Source organism: Sphaerisporangium melleum, assembly GCF_014646695.1.
Classification (GTDB): domain Bacteria; phylum Actinomycetota; class Actinomycetes; order Streptosporangiales; family Streptosporangiaceae; genus Sphaerisporangium; species Sphaerisporangium melleum.
The window spans coordinates 1,887-3,179 of the sequence record NZ_BMNT01000056.1; the positions used below are offsets into that span (position 1 = coordinate 1,887).

Annotated in this window: 1 protein-coding gene and 1 pseudogene; both read left to right on the plus strand. The window is 64.7% G+C overall.

Annotated elements, in window-relative coordinates; translation table 11 throughout:
- The coding region (locus IEY93_RS38890; RefSeq protein ID WP_373291528.1) for a trypsin-like serine peptidase at positions 1–514 on the plus strand (514 nt) is incomplete at its 5' end.
- 219 nt (positions 515–733) lie between these two features.
- Positions 734–1,293: pseudogene (locus IEY93_RS38895) on the plus strand (trypsin-like serine peptidase); the annotation flags it as partial.

Here is a 1,293-nt window from a genome sequence, read left to right on the forward strand (position 1 = left end):
GCACTTCGACTTCGCCAACTACGAGGACTTCGACAGCGACTACGCCTTCGTCACGGTGTACAACGGCGTCGAGTTCCGGACCTGGAAGGACGTCGGCCGCCTGGGCGACAACGTCGGCGGCCAGGGCTTCTCCTGGAACCAGAAGATCGGCCAGTCGGTCTACGCGTTCGGCTACCCGGCCGGCCCGCACCCGGACGGCGACCGTCCGTACACCGGCCTCACGCCGAAGTACTGCTACGGCAAGACCTCGGCCGCCGGTGCGGTCGCGGGCTTCAAGGCCGAGGCGCAGATCGCGCTGAAGTGCTCCATGACCGCGGGCGCGTCGGGCGGCCCCTGGATCGCCCAGTACAGCAGCACGATGCGCGTCGGTTACATCAACGGTGTGACCAGCCTGGTCGGCGACACCGACAGCAACGGCCGGTTCGACTTCGCCACCTCGCCGTACTTCGACAGCGAGACCTACTCGATCTACAGCGCGGCCTCCAACCTGGCCTCGGGCAAGATCGGTAAGTGACCTGATGACGAGGGCCCGGCTTCGGCCGGGCCTTTCGTCGTTTCAACCTCACTTTTCGGTGAGCTTCACCTTGCTTACTGACCCGTTATTTCCCAGTTTGTCATGTTAAATCACGTATGTCATATGCCTTGGATAAATAAATGACATAGCCTCGAAGCCGTCCCCTTTGGGGCGCATGAGACATAAGTAATGTCTCATGGCAGGACCCGCAGGAGTCATATGACCATCCGAGCAAAGCACCTCATCCTCCCCCTGGGCGCAGCCGTCACCGCCACCGGCATGGTCGGCGCCGCCCTCACCTCGCCGGCCGTGGCCCTGGCCAAGCCCCAGCCGACGAACGTCTCCCTCGCCTCCAGCAAGTCCAAGGCGAGCGACACCGCGAAGTTCTGGAGCGCGAACGGCGGCAGGCAGCTCAAGGCCGCCACCCGCTACTCCAACGACTCCTCGGTCAGCGGCAAGGTCAAGTTCGGCGGCAGCGACGCGGCCCCCAACGGCAAGACCGGCGTCGTGCCGCCGATCGGCCAGGAGAAGGTCACCCCGACCAAGGTGAAGAACGTCAACCTGCCGCGCACCATCGGCAAGGTGTTCTTCCGCGTCAACGGCAAGCCGTACTGGTGCTCGGCGTCGTCGATCCAGGCGAAGTACCGCAACCTGGTCGCGACCGCCGGGCACTGTGTGTACGACACCGACGCCAACCGCGAAACCCTGGACCGCTGGGTCTTCATCCCCGGCTACTACCAGGGCAAGGCCCCGTGGGGCATCTACGTCGGCAAGTCGGC